Source organism: Rhizobium sp. UGM030330-04, from assembly GCF_003208455.1.
In the GTDB taxonomy this organism is placed as follows: domain Bacteria; phylum Pseudomonadota; class Alphaproteobacteria; order Rhizobiales; family Rhizobiaceae; genus Agrobacterium; species Agrobacterium rhizogenes_A.
In genome coordinates this window covers 1-18399 of sequence record NZ_QKML01000017.1, presented here as the reverse complement: position 1 = coordinate 18399, position 18399 = coordinate 1, and the positions used below count along the sequence as shown (strand labels likewise).

Annotated in this window: 16 protein-coding genes; 6 read left to right on the top strand and 10 right to left on the bottom strand. The window is 57.7% G+C overall.

Annotated elements, in window-relative coordinates; translation table 11 throughout:
- Positions 1 to 11: 11 nt before the first annotated feature.
- The 4 genes from N434_RS22360 to repA form a co-directional block, all read right to left on the bottom strand.
- Positions 12 to 224, bottom strand: a complete 213-nt coding sequence (locus N434_RS22360) for a hypothetical protein (RefSeq protein ID WP_065117146.1) — start codon at positions 222 to 224, stop codon at positions 12 to 14.
- A 473-nt stretch (positions 225 to 697) separates the two neighbouring features.
- Positions 698 to 1975, bottom strand: coding sequence for a plasmid replication protein RepC (gene repC, locus N434_RS22355; protein WP_110760362.1), 1278 nt, complete (start codon positions 1973 to 1975; stop codon positions 698 to 700).
- Between the two features lie 185 nt (positions 1976 to 2160).
- Entirely contained in the window at positions 2161 to 3174 is a 1014-nt protein-coding gene (repB, locus tag N434_RS22350; RefSeq protein ID WP_110760361.1) for a plasmid partitioning protein RepB, read from the bottom strand.
- A complete protein-coding gene (gene repA, locus N434_RS22345) occupies positions 3171 to 4385 on the bottom strand; it encodes a plasmid partitioning protein RepA (protein ID WP_110760360.1) in 1215 nt (404 codons plus the stop codon). The genes repB and repA overlap by 4 nt, the downstream gene beginning before the upstream one ends.
- Positions 4386 to 4814: 429 nt before the next feature.
- Here repA and N434_RS22340 point away from each other — a divergent pair, with 429 nt between their 5' ends.
- From N434_RS22340 to N434_RS22325, 4 genes are all read left to right on the top strand, one after another.
- On the top strand, positions 4815 to 6200 hold the full coding sequence (locus N434_RS22340) for an FAD/NAD(P)-binding protein (RefSeq protein WP_110760359.1): 1386 nt from the start codon (positions 4815 to 4817) through the stop codon (positions 6198 to 6200).
- Between the two features lie 393 nt (positions 6201 to 6593).
- Positions 6594 to 6989, top strand: coding sequence for a RidA family protein (locus tag N434_RS22335; RefSeq protein WP_110760358.1), 396 nt, complete (start codon positions 6594 to 6596; stop codon positions 6987 to 6989).
- Between the two features lie 32 nt (positions 6990 to 7021).
- Positions 7022 to 8110: a D-TA family PLP-dependent enzyme gene (locus N434_RS22330; protein ID WP_110760410.1), complete on the top strand. Its 1089-nt coding sequence runs from the start codon at positions 7022 to 7024 to the stop codon at positions 8108 to 8110.
- Positions 8111 to 8180: 70 nt separating this feature from the next.
- Positions 8181 to 9662, top strand: coding sequence for a M81 family metallopeptidase (locus N434_RS22325; protein WP_110760357.1), 1482 nt, complete (start codon positions 8181 to 8183; stop codon positions 9660 to 9662).
- A gap of 38 nt (positions 9663 to 9700) precedes the next feature.
- Here N434_RS22325 and N434_RS22320 read toward each other — a convergent pair whose 3' ends face one another.
- From N434_RS22320 to hutI, 5 genes are all read right to left on the bottom strand, one after another.
- Positions 9701 to 10270, bottom strand: coding sequence for a HutD/Ves family protein (locus N434_RS22320; RefSeq protein WP_110760356.1), 570 nt, complete (start codon positions 10268 to 10270; stop codon positions 9701 to 9703).
- A 62-nt stretch (positions 10271 to 10332) separates the two neighbouring features.
- Complete coding sequence (hutU, locus tag N434_RS22315; RefSeq protein WP_110760355.1) at positions 10333 to 12006, bottom strand: urocanate hydratase; 1674 nt, start codon at positions 12004 to 12006, stop codon at positions 10333 to 10335.
- An 11-nt stretch (positions 12007 to 12017) separates the two neighbouring features.
- Positions 12018 to 12821, bottom strand: a complete 804-nt coding sequence (gene hutG, locus N434_RS22310; protein ID WP_110760354.1) for an N-formylglutamate deformylase — start codon at positions 12819 to 12821, stop codon at positions 12018 to 12020.
- 63 nt (positions 12822 to 12884) lie between these two features.
- Entirely contained in the window at positions 12885 to 14429 is a 1545-nt protein-coding gene (gene hutH, locus N434_RS22305) for a histidine ammonia-lyase (protein WP_110760353.1), read from the bottom strand.
- Entirely contained in the window at positions 14426 to 15685 is a 1260-nt protein-coding gene (gene hutI / locus N434_RS22300; RefSeq protein ID WP_110760352.1) for an imidazolonepropionase, read from the bottom strand. The genes hutH and hutI overlap by 4 nt, the downstream gene beginning before the upstream one ends.
- Positions 15686 to 15799: 114 nt before the next feature.
- Here hutI and N434_RS22295 point away from each other — a divergent pair, with 114 nt between their 5' ends.
- The gene (locus N434_RS22295; protein WP_110760351.1) at positions 15800 to 17146 is read left to right on the top strand and encodes a formimidoylglutamate deiminase; all 1347 of its coding nucleotides are present in this window, start codon (positions 15800 to 15802) and stop codon (positions 17144 to 17146) included.
- Positions 17147 to 17197: 51 nt separating this feature from the next.
- Positions 17198 to 17923 (top strand): histidine utilization transcriptional repressor HutC, encoded by a 726-nt coding sequence (gene hutC / locus N434_RS22290; RefSeq protein ID WP_286172377.1) that lies wholly within the window; start codon positions 17198 to 17200, stop codon positions 17921 to 17923.
- 125 nt (positions 17924 to 18048) lie between these two features.
- Here the strand turns inward: hutC and N434_RS26000 are convergent.
- Positions 18049 to 18399: hypothetical protein (locus N434_RS26000; protein WP_210206053.1), on the bottom strand; the 351-nt coding region annotated here is incomplete at its 5' end.

Sequence of the window (18399 nt, the reverse complement as noted above, 5' to 3'; positions counted from 1 at the left end):
TTCCGCCCTGCTCAGGCATCCCCATCGAGATAGGTGCGATATTGCACATAATCCCTGCTTGGTTGCCCGTCGACGATTTCGGGCGGCCGACCCATGCCATCGGTCATATATCCCGCATCTTCAAGCTCCGCCTTCAGGAGCCTCTCAATTGCGATCTGCCGGGGCAACGCATTGTCCGCCATATAGAGAGCGACAGCCAGCTCCATGTCGTCAGGGAAAATCATCGGCGCGGCGTTCCTTCAAAATCATCATGCAAGAACGCACGGGAAGAGCGAAGGTTCAATTCTATCGCGCCGGCCTGAACCACAGGCTTTTACTTTGATGATCGGATGCTCCGTGACGGATCGTTTCGCCCCATGATCAGCGCAGCATCACGACCAATCTGAGCGGCCACTCAACGGCCTTCGGGGTTCATATGGCACGGGCTTTTCGCGGTGAAAGCCGTAATTATGGCCAGACAACCGGTTTCTGAACTCGAAATGGCTCTGACTCAAGCGGTTGAAACCAATCAGGGAAAAACGCAAACGAAAGCTAATTGGCATTTAACTTTCATTACATTGCATTAACCATAGAAACCAACTTGGCTGAAGTGTAGCAGCAGCCACGTATCGAATCTTCGGAACTTTCGGAGACAGCGTAAATATACCCGCGGACAGGTCTTTTCGCAAGCTGCCGCCATTTCCTGCACGTTTGGATGTCACGCCCTCATGCCGGCCTCCAGCCTATCCGTGCGTCCACGCAGCTGCGCAAGCAGCATGGCTTGAAGATCGAAGCCACCTTCCTGTGCCTTACGGGTCAGATTGCGCAGATATCCGCCGAGGGAGCTGATCTGGTCCGCTTTCTGCAGCAGGCAGGCAAGGATGGCCGCCGTTCCCTGTCGGCCGAAGGTGCCGAGCGCTTCCTGATAGGCGGACTGGCTGACGTTAAACATGGTTTTGATCACGGATGTTGCGACTTCCAGATCGCGCCAGCCGGTGACGGCTCCTCCGGGTGCATAGAGCGAAATATCAGGGCAAGCCTTCAAAACCAAAACAATATCAGGAACAAAAAATTGCTTATGAAGAACAGCCTTGGGCGATGGTGGTGGAGATTTCGCACTGTCGGTTACCGCAGGTGCGGATAGTTGCGCTGGTGCAACTGATGGCGCTGAAGTTGCGGTTTCGCGCAAATCGTGCGGTTCAGATATGGATTCGGATTCTGAATTCTTTATGAGGCGCTCATTTTGGCAGTCATTGCCGCTCAAATTTTCCGGTTTTTCCAGATTTTCCAGATAGTTGGTCACTTCCGCCCGCAGGGAGGCCAAAAAACCGGCGATTTCCCTGAGTTCAGCAGGCTTTGAATTGCGGCCGAGCGAACTGGCAATGGCGTTATAGCGCGTCTGAAATCCTTCGGATGTTTCGGTCTGGCCACTGGCCGCGATCATTTCGCAGAGTTTCTGGATGTCACGACGGCAGAGGCTGATGCTTTCACGAAGCCGTTGAAGATCGAGCCGCTCGCGAATGATACCTTCAGCCAGTTCCTCTATTTCCGCTTTGCGAGCGAGAAGCGGCGCCAGCGAAAATCCGTAAGCTTCGCTGATCTCCCCTCCCCGGTGTTTCCGGGCATAACGTTTCCCGTTCGGGCTGTCTTTGCGGATAATGAGACCGGCTTCGACAAGGGCGCAGAGATGCCGGCGCAATGTCTGTTCGGCCATGCCATGGGCCCTGAGCGACAATTGCGCATTGGAGGGGAAGACGACCAGGCCGGCTTCGCTGCAGAGTTCATTTTTGGGATAAAAACTCAAAAGCGCGTTGAGGACGGCAAGCGAGCGATCGGTCACGCCGAGCAATGGCCTTGCTTCGCAAACCGAACGATAGAGTTTCCATTTATCGACCGCTTCGGTCTTCCTGTTTTTTTGTGCGGCAAACTGGGTTGCGAGGACGCCAAACGACATCGCTCGCCGCCCAAAGGGCGTCGTTACACATGTGCTGTCCATGTCTTTCACCTTTCACAAGGCAAAAGAAAATCGCTCACCGAAAAATTCGATGCCAAGACTCTTGACTATGATTCGCGGAAATGAGATTCTTCGGGTGCTTAAATCAAAGAAAGGCTTCCGCGCGGCAACGTTCGGGGGCTTTTTTCTTTTGTGATGCGTCTCCTGTTAGTCGTTCGAGTTAAAGATCACTGCTTGGACCGGTATTCGGCAAACAGCGCCTGAAGATGTTCCAGAACGAAATCGGCAAATTCCGGTGCTTCGTTCTTGTCGATCGAGATATCCAGCTTGCGGTCGCTTTCGACCACTTTTGCCAGACGGTTGCCGGTTTCCGATGACCAGACGCCGGTTTTTTTCGCCTGTGCCTTGGGTTTCAGGAAGTCGAGAAGTGACTTGAAACGTTCTTCGGATGGAAGGGCGGCAACGGATGCATCTTTGACATAAGCGCGTGCGGCTTCCTTGACTTGCGACGAGGAAAGCTGGTCGGCCAGGTCCATCCAGTTGCGGCGGCCGACACTTGGCGCCGGACCGATGAGATCGACCAGATCCTCCGGAATGCGGCCGACGACCGACAGCATGTTGGAAAGATCGCCCTTGTGCAGGGACATTGCCGCCATGATCGTATCGCGCGGAAACCGCATCTGCAGTTTCTGGGCAAAGCGCGCCTTCTCGATATAGGTGAGATCGCGGCGCTCGTTGTTTTCCTGTCCCTGGGCGACGACCAGCTGTTCATCGCTGAGATCGCGGACAACGGCCTTGACCGGAATGCCAAGGCTCGACACGGCGCGCAGACGACGATGACCAAAAGCAACCTGATAACGACCCTGGAATTCGGGATGCGGGCGCACCAGAATGGGAACCTGCTGGCCCTGTTCGCGAATGGCTTCCACCAGACCCGCATCAGCCTCTTCGGAAGCCGGCATACGATCGGGTATGAAGGAGGGGTCGATATCGGCAGGGTTGAGGGAAACTATCGTCAAACCCTCGGCAAGCCGTTTTTCGATCTCCTCAGCCCGTTTGGCGCGTTCAGAGACCTCGTTCAGAGACTGGCCAATCATACCGACCGGTGAGTTCAGAACATCTGTCACGAGCTCAGGAGAACCAAGGATGGGTCTGATGCGTGGCCGTGCCCGTTCAGGCGCTGCGTCACTATTGTCAGTGCCCGGTGTACCGAGGTTTGCGAAGATCTGTTTTCTGCTCATGCTGCCCTACCCCACGCCTTTTTAATCAGTCCTTCGATTTCAGCGTTCACGTTGTTCATGGCTTCCAGCGCCCGGTCATAGGTCGAGCGGGTGAACTGGGTTCTCTCCACTTCAAAAAGCGTCTGGTTGGTCAATCCGGCATCGGACACGGCCGTGCTCTTCAACATCGGGTGATTGAGGACGTTTTCACCGAAGATCGAACGCAGGAAAGCAACCATCTGGTTTTGCGGTCCGTCGCTTGGTTCAAAGCGGGTGATCAGATAACGCATCCAGTTATAGTCGGATCGCGCGCCGGCCCGGCCGATTTCAGCGAGAAGATCGCCAGTCATGGCCAGAAACTGATTCATGGACATGACGTCGAGCATCTGCGGATGAACGGTAACAAGAACCGAGGTTGCCGCGGTGAGCGCCGAAAGCGTGAGATAACCGAGTTGCGGCGGGCAATCGATCACCACCACGTCGTAGAAATTCTGCGCCTGGGCGATCGCCTGGCCAATGCGGGCGAAAAACAGGGTATCGCCCGGTGCACGGCGCATCAGCGCGCGCGGTGTATCATGTTCGAACTCCATAAGCTCCAGATTACCGGGAACGATATGAAGGCCGGGAATATAGGTACCACGAACGATTTCGGCGATTGGCCGACGTTCTTCGTCGTAGCGGATCGCGCCGTAGAGCGTTTCGTTCGGGCCGACATCAATCTCCGGCTGATGACCGAAGAGAGCGGAAAGACTTGCCTGCGGATCGAGGTCGATTGCAAGAACCCGATAACCGCGCAATGCGAGATATTGCGCCAGATGCGCCGAGGTCGTGGTCTTTCCCGAGCCGCCCTTGAAATTCATGACGGCGATAACCTGCAGTTCTTCACCGTCACGTCGGTGCGGCAGGTAACGGCGTGTGCCGCGGGCGCCCTGATCAAGCAGCTTTCTGATCTCGAGCATATCCTCAACGGAATAGGAGCGGCGGCCGGTAGCCTGCGCGGCGTCAAGTTCCGGACGCTCGGCTGCGATCTGGCGAAGATAAGCCTCGCCGATACCAATCAGCCGCGCTGTTTCGGCCGGCGAGAAGTTTCGCATGCTCTTTTCAGTGTGCGGTGAAAATGTATTTGCATTATGCGCCTGCAATTGGGCTGACAGTGCAGCCGAATGCTGTTGTATAAGGCCCGTCAGGTCGGGGGCCCCTTCAGCACGTCTTGAGTCGGCACTCTGTGTCATATGTCTTCTTTCGCTCGATATCGCAGTGGCGGTTTTTTTCGAAAAAGGCGGTTTTTTCCGCAACTGAGATATAAGCGCCGATTCTCTTTTTGGCGCAATAGGCTTTTTTCCCGGATGCGAAAGTGCTGCTAAGGCATTGTGGAAGAATCACATTTGGGTTTTGTGACAGTTTGACGGTTAGCCGCGGCAAACTTTCATTTCTGCCGCCCGGTTTGGGGGTGATTGTTGGCTCCTTTTGTGAATTGTTTCGGGTGACGAAGTTAGCCGCGGCTAACTTTACCGGCGAGCTTTCCGATTCAGGGTCAGCCCCTGCCACGGAAAGTGAAGGGTGGACATTCGCAGGTGTTTAATCTCTACTCGATGACTAGAGTATCAAGGGGCCTGGCGCCCTCGTTCGGCTATTCATACTGTCGCAGGTTGGAGGAATGAATGTCTTATGATGTCGCTCTTGTCGGGTCGGGATTCTCGGCCATCTGTACCGCCGCTCATCTTCTCTCTTCTTTACCGGCGGATGCCTCGATCGCGATTGTTGGCGATGAGTCAGATTTCGGTCGCGGTACGGCCTATCGTACGGAGCTGCCCTATCACCGGCTTAATGTGCCGGCAGGCCGTATGAGCGTCTTTCCAGATCGTGCCGACGATTTTCTTGATTGGTTGAGGGAAAATGGGATTGGGGACGATCCGCTGCTGTTCGCATCGCGTGGTGACTATGGACTTTATCTCAGGGACAGGCTCGCTTCTCTGTTAAGAAGCCGTGAGCAAAGGGCGCGGGTGGATTTCATCCGCGCAAAGGCGTCGGCCTGTCGCCCCGACGATGAATTCGGATTCGCCTTCACTCTTGAGAATGGCGAGAGATTGCACGCGCAAAACGTTGTTTTGTGTCTGGGTGTCGGGGCGGCGAGTTTGCCGGTGCAAACCATCACGAAGGATGAGGCGAGGCCCCAGCATGTGATCGGCCATTGCTGGCAGCCTGGATGGCTGTCGCGCGTAAAGGCCGGCGACCGTATCTGTATTCTCGGCTCCGGCTTGACGATGATTGATCAGGTGCTGACGCTTCGGGGGAAAGGTCATCGTGGACCGATCCACGTCCTGTCTCGCCGGGGCCTTGTTCCGCATCCGCATATCAGCCCGCCTTTACCGCCTGTTGATCCACGTCTTCCGAAGGATACGACGGAGATCAGCCGTCTGTTGCGCGCTCTGCGTGAGCAGGTACGGGGCGGTGTGCCCTGGCGCACGGTGATGGATGGGTTGCGTCCCAGGACCCAGTCGCTTTGGCAAAACCTCACGCCGGAACAACGCGGCAGATTTCTTCGCCATGCCTTACCCTGGTGGAACATCCATCGACATCGTATCGCACCGGAAGTTCATGCGGCTTTCGAGAAGCTGCTGACGGAAGGCGTTCTGGAGATTCATGCGGGTTATCTCCACTCCGTCGACGAGCAGGAGGAGGGGATAGTCCTGCGGTACCGGCGCCGGCATACGCAGATATTAAGGGAGTTGCAGGTGGACTGGGTGGTAAACTGCACTGGCATGGAGCGGGCGGGTATTGGCCATTCGCGTCTGCTGGAAACCATGCGTGACGATGGTGTGCTTCTGCTCGATTCCCTCGGCCTCGGTGTGGAGGTGGATGAGCAATCCCGGCTGCTGAGAGCGGATGGGCTGGTCTGGCCCGGCCTTTTTGCTGCCGGTGCGCTGACCGCTGGCCGCTTCTGGGAGATAACAGCTGTTCCGGATATTCGCGTTCAGGCGCAGCGGATCGCACAAGGCGTTACGGACAGGGTGTCGTCCCGGCATAGGATTTCAGCACAGGTGTAACCAGCTGAATGCGAGGCGCGCGCGAGATCACGTGCTGTGCCGTTGATGAGATCGACGGGTTCGCGCTTCTCGATTTCAGGATGTTAGCCGCGGCAAACTTTTGCGTTGAAAGGTAGCCATCGAAAGCTCCAATTTGTTGGCTTCAACGGCCGAAGGCCGGGCGGAGATGACCCTTACGGCAACCGGAGCCAGTCAAAACGGATTTTTCCTGCTGATCAACAATGGCTCCGTAGAGCATCGCTATCAGGATACGTTTTGTCGTCATGGGAGGGTCGATCCATGGCAAACGTATCGAGTTGCTAAATAATTTACATCACTTGTGGAATATCGCCTGAAAACCGTCTATAAATCCCCTTAAATGTGAAAATGATGAAAATTATTTGCGAGGTATTGATGGACAAGCACAAGCTGGTGAGGTTCGAGGCGGCCGACAATCAGGCTGGTGGGCAGCGCCGACCGTTCGCCAAGGCTGTGCGGGCAGGCGATTTCGTCTATGTTTCCGGACAGGTGCCGACGGTTGACGGCGAGGTGATGACGGGCGGCATCGTGGCGCAGACGGAGCAGGTCGTTGCCAATATCAAGGATGTCCTGGCGCTTGCCGATTGCACGCTCGCCGATGTGGTGAAGGTCAATGTCTGGCTGGACGACGCCCGGGATTTTTCGAGCTTCAATGCCGTTTTCCAGAAATATTTCATCGATCACCCGCCTGCACGCTCGACCGTACAGTCGCCGCTGATGGTCGATGCAAAGGTGGAAATGGACGTTATCGCTTATAAGCCGTTGGCTTAAGTGTCTGATTTTATTAGATTCGAGAGTATATGATGAGCTATCCCTGGCCCGAAGAGGGCACACGACTCGATGCGATTTCGACACCAATGCCGGTGATCGATGAGGATCGGCTTGCCGCCAATATTCTCAGGGCGCAATCTTATCTCGATCGTCATGGCAAGGCATTTCGCCCGCATATCAAGACGCACAAGATACCGGCTGTGGCCAGACAGCAGCTGCAGGCGGGGGCTATCGGCATCAATTGCCAGAAGGTCAGCGAGGCCGAGGTTTTCGCGGATGCCGGCTTTAACGATATCCTGATTACCTACAATATTCTCGGCGCAGCGAAATTGTTGCGGTTGAAGGCGCTGAATGCACGTGTCGCTCAATTGACCGTTGTGGCCGACAGCGCTGTAACGATTGCCGGCCTGGCGGGTGTATTCGATGCGGAACGGCCGCTTGCCGTGCTTGTCGAGTGCGATACCGGTGGAAAACGCTGCGGTGTGCAAACCCCGGAGACTGCATTGATGCTTGCGGAAATGATCGTCGCGGCACCGGGTCTCGTCTTCAGGGGCATTTTGACCTATCCGGCACCGGGTGGTGCAGAAAAGGTCGAGAACTTTATTCAGCAAACCATGGCGCTACTTGCCGCAAAAGGCATAGAATGCCCGGTTCGTTCCAGCGGCGGGTCGCCGGATTTTTACGCCGCACATCTCGTGCCTTCGGCAACCGAGCACCGGGCGGGCACCTATGTCTATAATGACCGCTCCATGCTGCGCGCCGGCCATTGCACGGCCGGCGATCTGGCAATGCATGTTCTTGCCACAGTGGTATCGCGGCCCACGCCCGGTCGGGCCGTGCTCGATTGCGGATCCAAGGCTCTGACTTCCGATCTCCTCGGTTTCAGCGATTATGGGCTGATCGAAGGTTATGAAGGTGCAAAAATCATCTCGCTCTCGGAGGAACATGCGGTTGTCGATCTATCCGGCTGCACTTCCGGCGGGCCGGAAATCGGCGATGTGGTCAGGGTCGTGCCGAACCATACCTGCGTTGTCAGCAATCTTTTCGACAGGATGGTTTTTCATCGCAACGGTCTGGTGACCCGGGTTGAAGATGTCGCTGCGCGCGGTACGGTCTGGTAAAATTATCCGGCTAATTAATTAACGCGATGGATGCGGCCAAAAGGCAGTTCCGCTAACGAGAATCACGAAAATGCGCATATTCACGGCGTCACTTGCCACCGAAACCAACACGTTTTCTCCCGTCCCGACGGATATGGCGGCTTTTCGCGCGGCTTTTTATGCCGGGCCGGGTGAGCATCCGGAAACGCCGACGCTCTGCTCGTCACCAGTTCCTATTCTGCGTCGTCGCGGCAAGGCGGAAGGGTTTACGGTAATCGAGGGGACCTCCTGCTGGGCGGAACCAGCAGGCCTCATCCAGCGCCAGACCTATGAAACCCTGCGTGATACGATTCTCGCGGAGCTGCAGGCGGCCCTGCCGGTTGATGCTGTCGTTCTCGGCCTCCACGGCGCAATGGTGGCACAGGGTTATGACGATCCGGAAGGCGATTTCCTGTCGCGCATCCGTGCAATGGTGGGGCCGGACGTGCTGATTGCAGCGGAATTCGATCCTCATAGCCATCTGACGGCACGACGGGTGGAAAATCTCGATCTCATGGCGACGTTCCTCGAATTCCCCCATACCGATTTCGAAGAGCGTGGCGAACATGTCGTTGAATTGGCGTTGCGTACCCTGCGCGGCGAAATCAAGCCTGTCATTTCGACCTTCGATTGCCGCATGATCACCATCTATCCGACCAGCCGCGAGCCGATGCGATCCTATGTGGACCGGTTGAAGGCGATGGAGGGGAAGGGTGGCGTGCTGTCGATTTCCGTTATCCACGGTTTCATGGCGGGCGATGTGCCGGACATGGGCACGCGCATCGTTGTCGTCACCGATGGCGACCGGCAGAAGGGCGAGGCGCTGGCCGAAAAGCTCGGTCATGAACTTTATGCCATGCGCAAACTGACCGCCATGCCGATGCTGGACACGGAATCAGGCCTCGACAAGGTACTTGCCATTCGCAGTGGCAATCGGGACAAGCCGGTGGTGGTGTCGGACATATGGGACAATCCGGGCGGCGGTGTTGCGGGTGATGCCACCCATATCCTGCGGCGCATGGTGGAACGCGGCATGGATAATATCGGTGTCGCAACGATCTGGGATCCGATTGCCGTGTCTTTCTGCCATGCGGCAGGTGAGGGCGCAGAGATCGACCTGCGTATCGGCGGCAAATCCAGCCCTGAAGGCGGTGAGCCGCTCGATTTCCGAATAAAAGTAATGCGCACCGTCGAGGCCGGCTGGCAGAGTTTCCGCAACAGCCGCGTCACGCTCGGCCGTGCCGCCGTTGTCCGGCCGGTCGGGACTGAGATTGATATCATTCTCATAACCAGTCGAACGCAAACCTATGAGCCGGATATCTTTTCCAATCTCGGAATCGATTTCGCCAAGAAGAATGTGCTGCTGGTCAAATCGACCAATCACTTCCATGCGGGTTTCGCCCCGGTTGCCTCGGAGATCGTCTATATCGCCGCACCGACATCCTATCCGACAGACCCGGCCAAAACCGCCTATCGCAAGGCAAGCCTTGAACTCTGGCCACGCGTGGCCGACCCGCTTGGGCTGGACGACTAAACCAGATAAGGTGAGCCCGTGCCGGGAGAGTGGCCGTTTCAGAGCCGCTTGAGCGTGATGAGAAAATACGCGCCGGCATTCTGATCGGCCTTGACGATAAAAGGCGCCCCGGCTTCGATCAGCAGGCTGTCCAGGCGCTCAAGGTGATTTTTTTCATTGCCCCGGGACACGGTCAGCGGATCGAGCGCGAGGACGAGGATCGTGACGCCCTCTGCTGTTGCGGAAAATATGCCGGATCGCCTTTGCACGATATGACGAAAAGTCGAGCGGCGGGTCATGACGTTCAGATCGGTGATCGGTCCCGCGGGCAATGTCGCATTGACAGGAACATCCGCCGGAAAGGGCAGGGGATCGCTTTCCATCGTCAGCAGCAGCGGATCGTTGGCGGCGATTGAAAGCGCCATGCCATTGCCCTGAAGGATGGACAGGGTGCGGTCTATGCCGGGAAAGATCGAAAACGGTCCGTCGCTGGCAACCGTCGCCATGCTGATTCGCCAATCGAAATCATTCACGGAGGCGGCTGGCGGGAAGATGGCGATTTCCACGGTTTCACCACCGCCATTTTTCCAGGGCATGCGTTTGTAATCGCTTGCGCGCAACAGGGTCATGATTTTCTAACTCCGCACGGTGCTGGCCGGAAACGCTTTCCGCATTTCCGGCCAGTCAAGAATCAATTGCCGAGAATGCCAGGCAGGCGCAGGCCCTGCTCCTTGGCGCAATCCATGGCGATCTCATAACCGGCATCGGCATGGCGCATGACGCCGGTTGCCGGATCGTTCCAGAGCACACGCTCAAGCCGGCGAGCGGCATCGTCGGTGCCATCGGCGCAGATGACCATGCCGGAATGCTGGGAGAAGCCCATGCCGACACCGCCGCCATGGTGCAGCGAAACCCAGGTCGCGCCGGAAGCGGTGTTGAGCAGTGCATTCAGGAGCGGCCAGTCCGACACGGCATCCGAACCGTCCTTCATGGCTTCGGTTTCGCGGTTGGGCGAGGCGACGGAACCGCTGTCGAGATGGTCGCGGCCGATGACAACGGGCGCTTTCAGCTCGCCGTTCTTCACCATTTCGTTGAAGGCAAGGCCCAGACGATGGCGGTCGCCAAGCCCGACCCAGCAGATGCGTGCCGGCAGGCCCTGAAACGCGATGCGCTCGCGTGCCATATCCAGCCAGTTATGCAGGTGCTTGTTGTCGGGCAGCAGTTCTTTCACCTTGGCGTCGGTCTTGTAGATGTCTTCCGGATCGCCCGAAAGTGCCGCCCAGCGGAACGGGCCGATACCGCGGCAGAACAGCGGACGGATATAGGCGGGAACGAAGCCGGGGAAGGCGAAAGCGTCCTCCAGCCCTTCATCCTTGGCGACCTGGCGGATGTTGTTGCCGTAATCGAGCGTCGGAACACCGGCGTTCCAGAAATCGACCATGGCCTGCACGTGGACCTTCATCGAGGCGCGGGCGGCAGCGGCGACTGCTTTCGGGTCACTTTCCTGCTTGGCGCGCCATTCGGCAACGGTCCAGCCGGCCGGCAGATAACCGTGGATCGGATCATGCGCCGAGGTCTGGTCGGTGACCATGTCGGGGCGGATGCCACGGCGAAACAGTTCAGGAAAGATCTCTGCCGCATTGCCGATCAGGCCGACGGATTTCGCTTCGCCTGCCTTGGTCCATTGGTCGATGAGTGCCAGCGCCTCATCCAGCGTGTGTGCCTTTGCATCGACATAACGGGTGCGCAGACGGAAATCGACGCGGGTTTCATCGCATTCGACGGCTAGGCAGCAGGCGCCTGCCATAACGGCGGCCAGCGGCTGTGCGCCGCCCATGCCGCCAAGACCGCCGGTGAGGATCCATTTGCCCTTGAGGTTGCCGCCATAGTGCTGGCGGCCGGCCTCGACGAAGGTTTCGTAAGTGCCCTGCACGATGCCCTGTGTGCCGATGTAAATCCACGAACCGGCCGTCATCTGGCCGTACATGGCGAGCCCCTTCTTATCCAGCTCGTTGAAATGGTCCCAGTTGGCCCAATGCGGCACGAGATTGGAATTGGCGATCAAAACCCGCGGCGCATCCTTGTGGGTGCGGAACACGCCAACCGGTTTGCCAGACTGCACGATGAGGGTTTCGTCCTCGGTCAGATCCTTCAGCGTCGCGACGATACGGTCGAAATCTTCCCAAGTGCGGGCGGCGCGGCCGATGCCGCCATAAACCACTAGCTCATGCGGCCGCTCGGCGACATCAGGGTCGAGATTGTTCATCAGCATGCGCAGCGGCGCTTCCGTCATCCAGCTTTTGGCGTTCAGCTCATTGCCCTGCGGCGCGCGGACTTCGCGAATATTGTGGCGCGGATTATCCATGTGATTTCCCCTTATCGTTGCGTCTCGAGCGCGAAATTTTCCATACGCGTGAGAATGGTTTTGAGATGGTTGCGCAGGCGTTCCGCCTTTTGCGCGTCATAGGCGAAAGGCGGTACCTCACTGGCGAGATGGGTGGATTGCGCCAACTCCATCTGGATAGCGTGCACGCTGGCTTCCGGTTTTCCATAATGCCGGGTCGTCCAGCCGCCTTTGAAGCGGCCGTTCAGAATGCTGTCGTAACCGTCAGCGGCAGCGGTCACGTCCACGGCAATTTTTTCGATCGTCGGATCGCAGGTCTTGCCCATGTCCGTACCGATGTTGAAATCCGGCAGCTTGCCCTCGAAAAGAAAGGGGATATGCGAGCGGATCGAATGGCAATCATAGAGAATGGCGATGCCGTGAATGGCCTTCACCCGCTCGATTTCCGCCGCAAGGGCTGCATGATAGGGCGCGTGGAAGGTTTCCAGCCGATAGGCGATATCAACTTCATCCGGTTGCTGCCCCTCGTTCCAGATGGGCTTGCCGTCGAAATCGGTCTCAGGAACCAGTCCCGTCGTATTCTGGCCCGGATAAAGGCTCACTCCGGCCGGGTCGCGGTTGGCATCTATGACGTAGCGGTGGAAGGTCGCCCTTACGGTTGTCGCGTTATCGAGAAGCCCTTCATAGAGTTCATGGATATGCCAGTCGGTATCGGCGAGAATTCTGCCGTTATCGTTGAGGCGATCCCAAATCTCAGCCGGCACATCCGTACCGGTGTGAGGCAGCCCGAGAATGATCGGCGAGGTGCCTTGGTGAAGCGAGAAAGGGGCGTTCATTGGTCAGCCGCCTGTGCTCTGGGGTTACCCAACGCACCGGAGGAAAACAATTGGCTTGTCATCTCAAACCTCCAGCTTCGGCAAAATGTCATCCGAAATCACGGAAACCAGAGCGCCGGTAGCAATCAGCTCAGCTGCCGCCTTCAGATCCGGCGCCATATAACGGTCCTCTTCCAGCGAGGGGATTGAAGCACGGAGCACGGCAATCGCCTTTTGCAGTTCCGGGCTGGTTTTCAGCGGTCCACGCAACTCCACGCCCTGGATGGCGGAAAGGGCTTCAATCCCAAGGATGGCGAAGAGATTTTCGGTCATTGGCAGCAGGCGACGAGCACCATGGCAGGCCATGGACACGTGGTCTTCCTGATTGGCGGAGGTCGGTGTGGAATCCACCGAGGCCGGATGCGCCATCTGCTTGTTCTCGCTCATCAGCGCGGCGGACGTCACTTCGGCGATCATCAGGCCGGAATTCAGACCCGGCTTTTTGGATAGAAAGGCGGGCAGACCGTAGGAAAGGGCTGGATCGACCAGTAGTGCCACGCGTCGCTGGGCGATCGCGCCTATTTCGCAGATGGCAAGTGCCGTCTGGTCGGCGGCAAAGGCCACTGGTTCGGCGTGGAAATTGCCGCCGGATACGACGGAATTGTCTGATAGCACCAGCGGATTGTCGGTCACCGCATTGGCTTCGATTTCCAGCGTGCGTGCCACCTGCCGTAGAAGATCAAGGCAGGCGCCATCCACCTGCGGCTGGCAGCGAATGCAATAGGGATCCTGCACCCGCTCGTCACCCTCAATATGGCTGACGCGGATTTCCGAACCTTCCAGCAGATTACGCAACGCCGCACCGGCATCAATCTGGCCCTTGTGGCCGCGCAGGGTGTGAATATCAGGATGGAAAGGAGCCGATGAGCCCATGGCGGCATCGGTAGAAAGTGCGCCGGTAATCAATGCGGCCTGTGCGGCGCGATGGGCACGGAAAAGACCGGCCAGCGCCAGCGCCGTCGAGGTCTGCGTGCCGTTGATCAGCGCCAGGCCTTCCTTGGCGGCGAGAACGACCGGTGTCAGCCCGGTTTTCGCAAGCGCTTCGCCGGCGGGCAGAAGCCCTCCTTGATAAAAAGCCTCGCCTTCGCCCATCATCACGGCGGCCATATGGGCGAGCGGCGCAAGATCGCCGGAGGCGCCGACCGAGCCCTTTTCCGGGATGACCGGGATGACGCCCTTTTCCAGCATGGCCTCGATCAGCCGTACCAGTTCCAGCCGTACACCGGAGGCGCCGCGGCCGAGTGAAATCAGCTTCAGCGCCATGATCAACCGCACGACATTTTCAGGAAGCGGAGCGCCCACACCGCAGCAATGCGACAGGATAAGGTTCCGCTGTAGTGTCGCCACATCTGCCGCATCGATCTTGATGGAAGCGAGTTTTCCGAAACCGGTATTGATGCCATAAACAGGCGCGTTGCCAGCGGCGATCTCCGCTATACGCGCCGCCGCCTTTTTTATGCCCGCGTCGAATGAGGGGTCGAGCTTCGCAGCGCCATTGTTCCAGTAGATATCGGCGAGGTTGGCAAGGGCTACATTGCCGGGGTGAAGCGTGATGGTCTTCATGGTCATGACGAAACCTTCTGTCCCTTGAAAATGCGGGCATGGAGCGGATTGAAACCGATGCGGTAGACAAGCTCGGCCGGACGCTCGATATCCCAGATAGTGAAGTCGGCGGATTTGCCGGCCTCCAGCGTGCCGGTTTCCGCAAGCAGGCCAAGCGCCTTGGCGGCATTGCGCGTCGTCGCCGTCAGGCACTCTTCCACGGTCATGCGGAAAAGCGTGGCACCCATATTCATGGTCAAAAGCAGCGAAGTCAGCGGTGAGGTGCCGGGATTGCAATCCGTCGCCAGCGCGATTGTCGCACCCGCATCGCGCAGGGCCTGAACCGGCGGGGCCTGTTTTTCCCGGAGCGCATAAAAAGCGCCGGGCAAAAGCACGGCCACGGTTCCCGCTTTCGCCAGCGCCTTTGCGCCCGCCTCATCCAGATATTCCAGATGATCGGCCGAAAGTGCGCCATAGGATGCGGCAAGCTTTGCCCCACCAAGATCGGAAAGCTGCTCGGCATGCAGTTTGACGGGAAGACCGAGCTGCCGTGCTTTTTCGAAGACGCGGGTGATCTCCTCGACCGAGAAGGCGATACCTTCGCAAAAGCCGTCCACCGCATCCACCAGCCCTTCGGCATGGGCTCTTTCCAGCCCCGGCAGAACGACATCGGTAATGTAATCGGCGTTGCGGCCCTTATACTCGGCGGGCGTCGCATGGGCTGCCAGATAGCTGGTGACGATCCGCACCGGCCGCAGCGTTTCAAGCCTGCGGGCAACACGCAGCATTTTCAGTTCAGTCTCTATATCGAGACCATAACCGGATTTGATTTCGATGGTGGAGATGCCCTCGGCCAGCAGCGTGTCGAGACGTGGCAATGCCTGAGCCACCAGAGCGTCTTCCGAAACGGCGCGCGTATCGCGCACCGAAGAAACGATGCCGCCGCCTGCCTTGGCGATCTCTTCATAGGTCGCGCCATTCAGCCGCATTTCGAATTCCATCGCCCGGTTGCCACCGAAGACGAGATGAGTATGGCAGTCGATCAAGGAGGGGGTGACCCAGCGCCCGCCGCAATCGGTGATCTCATCGGCTGTGGCCAGATCGGCAGGCAGATCCTTTTCCGGGCCGGCAAAGGCGATGCGGCCGCCGCGCACGGCAATAACGGCATTTTCGACCGTACCAATGCCTTGCATGGCTGGATCAAAAGTCGCCAGCCGGGCGTTGCGCCACAAGGTCGTGGTGTCTGCCGCTGTCGTTCCCTTTACGGATTTGTTCCCTGGCATTTGCTTTTCGCCTTTCCTTTATGGCTTAAATGTATATACATAATAATCGGCTTGGCAAGCCGCAATTTCATGTCTGAAATGGCCTTGGGCATAACGAAAAGAGGAGAGGGTGGCATGACGGCAATTCACGCGGGTACGGCATTGATGGCCGGGGGATGGGCGCAGGACGTTCGCATTGTTTGCGATGGCGGCGTTGTCTCATCGGTCGAAACCGGCGTTTCGCCTCAGCCGCAGGATGAGCGCCATGCCGTCATCGTTCCGGCCATGCCCAATCTCCACAGCCATGCGTTTCAGCGGGCCATGGCCGGGCTTGCCGAAATTCGCGGGCCGGCCGATGACAGTTTCTGGAGCTGGCGCACCGTCATGTATAAATTTGCGCTCTCCATGACGCCTGACCATGTCGAGGCGGTTGCCGCCCAGCTTTATATGGAAATGCTCGAAGCCGGTTTCGGTCGGGTCGGGGAATTTCATTATCTGCACAATGACAGGGATGGTTCGCATTACGGCAATATCGCCGAAATGGCCGAACGCATCGGTGCGGCCGCCGCACAAACCGGTATCGGCCTGACATTGCTGCCGGTCTTTTACGCGCATTCCGGTTTTGGCGGGCAGCCGCCGATCGACGGGCAGAAACGTTTTATCCATTCACTCGACAGTTACGAAAGACTGATGCAGGGCGCGCAGGCGGTGGTTAAATCCCTGCCGGGGGCGGCGCTCGGCATCGCGCCCCACAGCCTGCGCGCCGTGACCGGCGAAGAACTGGCAGCCATCGAACCGCTGGCAAAAGGTGGGCCTATCCACATTCATGTGGCGGAACAGACAAAGGAAGTCGAAGATTCGCTCGCTTTTTCAGGAGCGCGACCGGTTGAGTGGCTTCTGGCGAATGCGCCGGTCGATGATCGCTGGTGCCTTATCCATGCCACGCATATGACGGAGGCCGAAACGCGCCGCATGGCGAAAAGCGGTGCTGTTGCGGGCCTCTGCCCGATCACCGAAGCCAATCTCGGCGACGGCATCTTTCCCGCCCCGGATTTTATCACGGAAGGTGGGCATTATGGCGTCGGTTCCGATTCCAACATTCTCATCTCCCTGCCGGAAGAATTGCGGACACTCGAATATTCGCAGCGCCTGTCGCGACGCGCGCGGAATGTCATTGCCGATGCCGGAGGCTCCACCGGTGAAAAACTGTTCCGGCAGGCGCTTGCAGGCGGCGGCAGGGCCCTGGCATCACATAATGCGATAGAAAAGGGAAAAAGCGCTGATCTTGTCGCGCTGGATATCTCGGCTGTTTCCTATCTTCCTGCACCCCAGATTCTCGACCAGTGGATATTCGCGGGCGGCGTCCATGTCGATTCCGTCTGGGTGCGCGGTGAAAAACAGGTGCAGGCCGGCCGGCATGTCCGCCGCGGTGAAATATCGGCGCGCTTCAACAAGGTCATGGCTGAACTTCTCGATAGCTGATATGGGCTCCACTGAAACGAGATCGAGCCGGTGTGGAAAGGCATTACGGACGTGACGAAAGCATCGGCCGGGCAGACCCTGCATCAGCTTATCCTCAGCGAGATCGAGGGCCGGATCGTTTCGGGGGAATGGCCGCCGGGTTACCGGTTGCCGTTCGAGGTCGATCTCGCCACCCATTATGATTGCTCGCGCATGACCGTCAACAAGGTCATGGGTCAGCTTGCCAAGGCGGGTTTGATTGAACGCCGCAAGAAATCCGGCAGTTTCGTTCGCCAGCCGCAGATCCAGTCAGCCGTTCTTGAAATTCACGATATCAGGGCCGAGGTGGAATCCCTTGGTCTGGATTACGGTTTCAAAATCCTGAAATGCGCGCAGCGTGCGGCAAAGAGCGAAGATCGTGCAAGTCTCGATGTTTCCGTTGGCGCACCCTTGCTCGATATCATCTGCATCCATTTCGCAGGCATGCGGGAATTCTGCGTCGAGCAGCGTCTCATCAATCTGGTCGCCGTGCCGGAGGCTGCCGATGCCGACTTCACCGAGATCGCGCCCGGTCCCTGGCTGCTTGGCCATGTTCCATGGAGCAATGCCGAACACCGGATCAGCGCTGAAATAGCCTCTAAGGAGATTGCCCGTCTGCTGGGTATCTCCGACAGGCAGGCCTGTCTTGTGGTGGAGCGGCGAACCTGGAGCAACTCCGGTGCCGTCACCTATGTGCGCTTCTCTTATCCCGGCAATGCCCATGCCCTGGTCGCCCGCTTCAGTCCGTCCTCCGACTAAGATCAGCAAGGGCGGGATCCTCCTATTATCGAAAGGGCGCGGCCGCATTGGCCGTCAGCCGAGAAAAGCACGGAAATCCGCCAGTTTTCGCGAAAGTCCGCAAACTATCGTTGAAAACCAATGAGTTAAGTGATTTTCTTATTTTTTGTGATTTGTGCTGTTGACTTGTTTGAGGTGATGGATTTATAAGTCCGCTCACTGAACGAGGGCGGCGGCGCTGCTGGCGACGACGACTTTCGTTCTAAAGAAATCAAGTTGATGAGCTGAATGCTTGTTGTTTTCCCGGGGTTAATGCTTTGGGGATTTGATTTTGTGACTGCTTGAGCGGTCTGTTTTTTGACAATTGAATATGAGAAGAAAGAGAAACGTGGGCGGCGAAGCTTGCGGGGTCTGAAGAGATTTGGACCTCTGGAATAGACTTTGACGGTCACGTTTTGAACAAGAGAATACACCTCATTATGAGCGCAGCGATGCGC